This window comes from Edaphobacter sp. (assembly GCF_035532915.1).
In the GTDB taxonomy this organism is placed as follows: domain Bacteria; phylum Acidobacteriota; class Terriglobia; order Terriglobales; family Acidobacteriaceae; genus Edaphobacter.
Map to the genome: position 1 here is coordinate 1 of NZ_DATKQC010000037.1, position 3,892 is coordinate 3,892.

At 56.2% G+C, this 3,892-nt stretch carries 5 protein-coding genes; 1 reads left to right on the forward strand and 4 read right to left on the reverse strand.

Going from position 1 to position 3,892, the window contains the following annotated elements; translation table 11 throughout:
- Nucleotides 1–180: 180 nt before the first annotated feature.
- From VMU57_RS01690 to VMU57_RS01700, 4 genes are read right to left on the reverse strand one after another with little or no spacing between them, the layout of a single operon-like run.
- Nucleotides 181–1,365 carry a site-specific integrase gene (locus VMU57_RS01690; RefSeq protein WP_325380152.1) on the reverse strand — a complete coding sequence of 395 codons (1,185 nt, stop codon included), beginning with the start codon at nt 1,363–1,365 and terminating at the stop codon, nt 181–183.
- Entirely contained in the window at nt 1,362–1,877 is a 516-nt protein-coding gene (locus VMU57_RS22920) for a helix-turn-helix domain-containing protein (protein ID WP_414648590.1), read from the reverse strand. The genes VMU57_RS01690 and VMU57_RS22920 overlap by 4 nt, the downstream gene beginning before the upstream one ends.
- Nucleotides 1,774–2,094: an anti-sigma factor family protein gene (locus VMU57_RS01695; protein ID WP_325380154.1), complete on the reverse strand. Its 321-nt coding sequence runs from the start codon at nt 2,092–2,094 to the stop codon at nt 1,774–1,776. The genes VMU57_RS22920 and VMU57_RS01695 overlap by 104 nt, the downstream gene beginning before the upstream one ends.
- Nucleotides 2,087–2,659, reverse strand: a complete 573-nt coding sequence (locus tag VMU57_RS01700; RefSeq protein WP_325380156.1) for a sigma-70 family RNA polymerase sigma factor — start codon at nt 2,657–2,659, stop codon at nt 2,087–2,089. The genes VMU57_RS01695 and VMU57_RS01700 overlap by 8 nt, the downstream gene beginning before the upstream one ends.
- A 248-nt stretch (nt 2,660–2,907) precedes the next feature.
- Between VMU57_RS01700 and VMU57_RS01705 the strand changes: the two genes are divergently transcribed.
- Entirely contained in the window at nt 2,908–3,846 is a 939-nt protein-coding gene (locus VMU57_RS01705) for a LysR family transcriptional regulator (protein ID WP_325380158.1), read from the forward strand.
- Nucleotides 3,847–3,892: the final 46 nt, after the last annotated feature.

Genomic DNA, 3,892 nt, shown 5'->3' on the forward strand with positions numbered 1-3,892 from the left:
TTCAATCGGCTACTGGGATTCCGGCTCATTGTCACGGCAAAGGTGGAAACTAGTGGATCCGAGGCTATGCTGCCAATGATCGACTGAACGGAATAACGAGCAAATTCGAGACGTTGCAGGCCCCCGCAACCATTTAGCAAAACTCAACTGAACAATAACTGAACAGTTGGCGCCCTCGCGTTAGGCAGCCGGTTCAGTTTTTGTTTTTTGGGCCTCCTCCCTCATCACCATTTCAACGATCCTGGCATTCGCTGGACGGGTAACATTGAGCATCGAGCTGCGACCGTATTTGGTCGTCATCGCGATGTCGGCGTGGCGCATGAGCTTCTGCTGAACCTCCAGCGGCAGCCCGGACTCGGACAGGTTCGCCCGGTAGGTATGCCGGAAGGCGTGCCACCCGAGTTTGGGCAGTCCGATCTCCGGATCGCCGGCGGCCTTGTTGAGGTGCCGCTGACGCATGGTGTCGGCGTGGTACGGCATTCCGGTGTCGATGTTGCCGAAGAGCCAACCTTCGACGGGCGGCTCTGCTTCCTTCCATTGCTTCAGGACTTCGACCAGTTGCGGATGGAGCGGTAGCTCGTCCTCGCTGGCGTCCGTCTTGGTGTGTTCGACATGCCCGTTGACGACCGAACGCCGAATCTGGAGCTTGCCGCTCTCCAGATCAACGTCCTCCCAACGAAGTCCCAGGATTTCGCTGACCCGCAGCCCAAGGCACATGGCTAACGTCACCATGACGCGGCAGTGGTGCGGCACCTTCAGCAACAGCTTCTGGTACTTCTCCGTCGGCACCAATACGATCTTGCGAACGCGCTTTGATGCCCCCGGAATCTCGATGAGACTCATCGGATTCCGCTGGACCGTCAAGTACCGCCAGCGCATGGCACACTCGAACAGCCGGTGAAAGACTGCCTTCGTGTGCGCCTTGGACTTCGGGGCAAGAGGCCTTGGCTTCTCGTCCTTGGTCCTCGGCGTCGTATGTAGGTTCTTGATCCACTGCTCGACGGACATCGGATCGGCTGCCATCTCGGCGACCAACACCTCGGCCCAGTACGGTTTGATCCGATACGTCACCATGGAACGCAGTGCCGAAGCCGTGGCGTGCCTCTCCGGCATCCCCTCCCGTAAGTAGCGGTCACACAGGTCGCCGAACGTTGCTCCGTCAAGGCGATTGTTGAGATTCGCCTTAACGTCGCCGAGGGCGAGTTGCGCCGCTGCCTTCGTTTTGTACTGGAGTACGGTTCCCACAACGCGATATTTCAGGTTGCCGTCCTCCCGGTAACGGAACACCCAGACATCCGGTCCTTTCTTCCGGGTCTCCCGTTGTAAACAGCCATTCTGGTATGTGTTTCGTGCGTTTTTTGTCATGCCACTTCTCTCCCTTTCAGGTTGAGTAGCGGCTCAGATGATCTAACTGAAGATACCCCTTTCCCCATGTTGACTTCCAGCTCTGAAATGAGGAATCTCCAGCGTTTACGGACTCCATTTGTTACCGGGTGGGCCGGGATCTTTCCGTCCCGTGCCAACCGTTTCACTGTGATCGGAGAGCAGCGAAGAAAGTCTGCCGCCTCCACGGGTGTGACAAAGCGTTCGTGATCCGCTGGATTCATCATCCGCACCTCGCAGGTGGTTTCTGCGAGGCGACAGCGCTCTCGGTGATGCCACCTCGGCAGGAATCCAGAGTTCGCCAGCGACGCATAGAAGTCCATTGAAATTCGAGACGCTGGCATTTCCCCAGCGGAAACGCAGGGTGTCCGGGACGATTGCTTTCGGCAGCTACTGCCCGTTGGGTGATCCCTTTGGACGTGCTCCAGGAGGCTTAGAAGGTCGTGTGGCCTGGGCATTCTGGCCAGATTCACCTGCTTCCTGCAACAATTCATCGAATGGCTTCCACTGTTTAGGTGCGGGCGAGTTCTCTTCGAGCAGAGATTCACGCAATGCGTCCAGAATCTCCGGCAGGGCTCGCCGTAGGCTATCCAACTCGGCCTTACAGTGGTCACAGGATCGCAGATGGTGCTCGACGGTCTGCTTCTCAGCCTCGGGTAGTTCGTCATCAAAATACGCCAGCAACTGACGCTGGCTTTGGTGGTCATTCATTGGCTATGCTCCGTAGGCGCGTGATCGCGCCTGAGAGCAGCTCGGAGACGGTAGACGGACTGATTTGAAGCACCTGCGCGATGGCACGATATCGCAGCCCTTGAAGTCTCAGATGGATGGCTGCTTTTTGCATGTCTGACATGAGGGCCAACTGCGCATCAACGCGCCGGATTCGCTGATTCTCAATAAGTACGTCTTCCGGTGTGGGCTGATTGGATTGGAGACTTGCAAGCAATTCGGGAGACGCTTCGAGCGCAACATGATTGAAGCGTCCCTCTCTTCTCCAGTGATTCACCGCACTCTTTGCTGCGACACTATAAACCCAGGCTCGTTCCGCTTCGATCATGGTTCCATTCGATAGCGCGATAAAGAACTGCACGAAGGTGTCCTGCGTCAGCTCCTGCGCGGTAGCTGATTCTAGTCCCCGGATTAAAAGAAAGCGATAAACGGCATCCCGATTGGCTTCATAGAGAGCCGCAACCCGCTTCTGAATTGCAAGCGAGGTGCTATCGGTCAACTTCGGACCGGGTCGGGAATTCTCGTTGGGTATGCCAGTTTCGCTCATAGTAGCGCTCTGACCTTTGCAAGCGATGATAAGCCCAAACTTGCTTGCTGGGAATTGGCTACTTTTAATGTGTATCGGACCTAATACGTGGCGAGCCATAAACGGCCACAAATTATTTCCGAACAAATAGGGATCCTAAACGACTAAGGAGTGCGGCTGAAGTTGTGTTGACACCACTGGTCCGGGGTGATGTGCTCTGCACGGAGTAGCCTTCTTGTGCCCACAGAGCGCCCCGTCGGGAGATGCCTATGCACTCGTCGATTGATACCCGGTTGCTAATGGCGGCAATCGTCCTCGCAGAGGAGCTGCATTACGGCCATGCAGCCCAAAAGCTCCACATCGCAGTTTCGACTCTGAGTAAGCAGATCGCCCAGCTAGAGGACAGACTTGGCTTTACCCTCTTCGTCCGAAACTCGAAGGGAGTGGATCTCACGGACGCCGGACGTGCCTATGTCGAAGAAGCTCGCGCCAGCATGTTGCACGCGGAGAAAGCCGTGAACGTCGCCCGTGCGGCAAATGACGGAAGAGAGCACATCATCGCGGCTGGGCACTCTCCCTACATGGATCAAACGCTCACGCTTCTATTCCTGTCGATCCATCTGCCACTCTATCCCCGCATCAAGGTTCAACTGCACAGCGATTTCTCCTTCGAGCTCATCCATAGCGTCATGTCAGCAGAAATTAATATGGCGCTGGTCGCACAGCCTCCTGACAGCAGTGCACTCACACTCAGTGAAATCAGCGAAGAGCCCCTGTATGCCGTCCTGCCAAGTGGTCATCCCTGCGAGGCCTTGCCAGAGGTTCCGTTGAAAGCTCTGGCCGACGACAACTGGGTGCTCTTCCGTAGGCGTCTCCATCCGCTTCTCTACGACAGCATCCTTCAGACTGCAAAGGAAGCTGGAGTGACACCGCGCGGGATTCACTACATCGTCACACCGGAAGAGGCCGCAAATCTTGTGAAAGAACATGCTGGAGTCGCTTTCCTGGCAAAGCCCGTCGCCGAAAGCAATGAGCAACCAGGCATCACAATCCGGCCACTTGCTGATCGTGCTCTGCGAATCAAGACGTATTTGGCGCTGAGGGCGAACGAGCCATCGCGCATGGTGAACGAGTTCGCTCGCGCTTTCCTGAGAAAATGTAAACCGCAGGAACCCGTTGAGAAGCAACTGCGGCTGCCCATCAAATGAACGCCAAACAGTTGCAACCATCCGACACAGGCGGACATCCAGCTTC

Excerpts from the sequence above, each read along its gene's own strand:
- VMU57_RS22920 (WP_414648590.1), bottom strand. The coding sequence starts at position 1,877 with ATGAATTGTTGCAGGAAGCAGGTGAATCTGGCCAGAATGCCCAGGCCA.
- VMU57_RS01700 (WP_325380156.1), bottom strand. The coding sequence starts at position 2,659 with ATGAGCGAAACTGGCATACCCAACGAGAATTCCCGACCCGGTCCGAAG.
- VMU57_RS01705 (WP_325380158.1), top strand. The coding sequence starts at position 2,908 with ATGCACTCGTCGATTGATACCCGGTTGCTAATGGCGGCAATCGTCCTC.
- VMU57_RS01690 (WP_325380152.1), bottom strand. The coding sequence starts at position 1,365 with ATGACAAAAAACGCACGAAACACATACCAGAATGGCTGTTTACAACGG.
- VMU57_RS01695 (WP_325380154.1), bottom strand. The coding sequence starts at position 2,094 with ATGAATGACCACCAAAGCCAGCGTCAGTTGCTGGCGTATTTTGATGAC.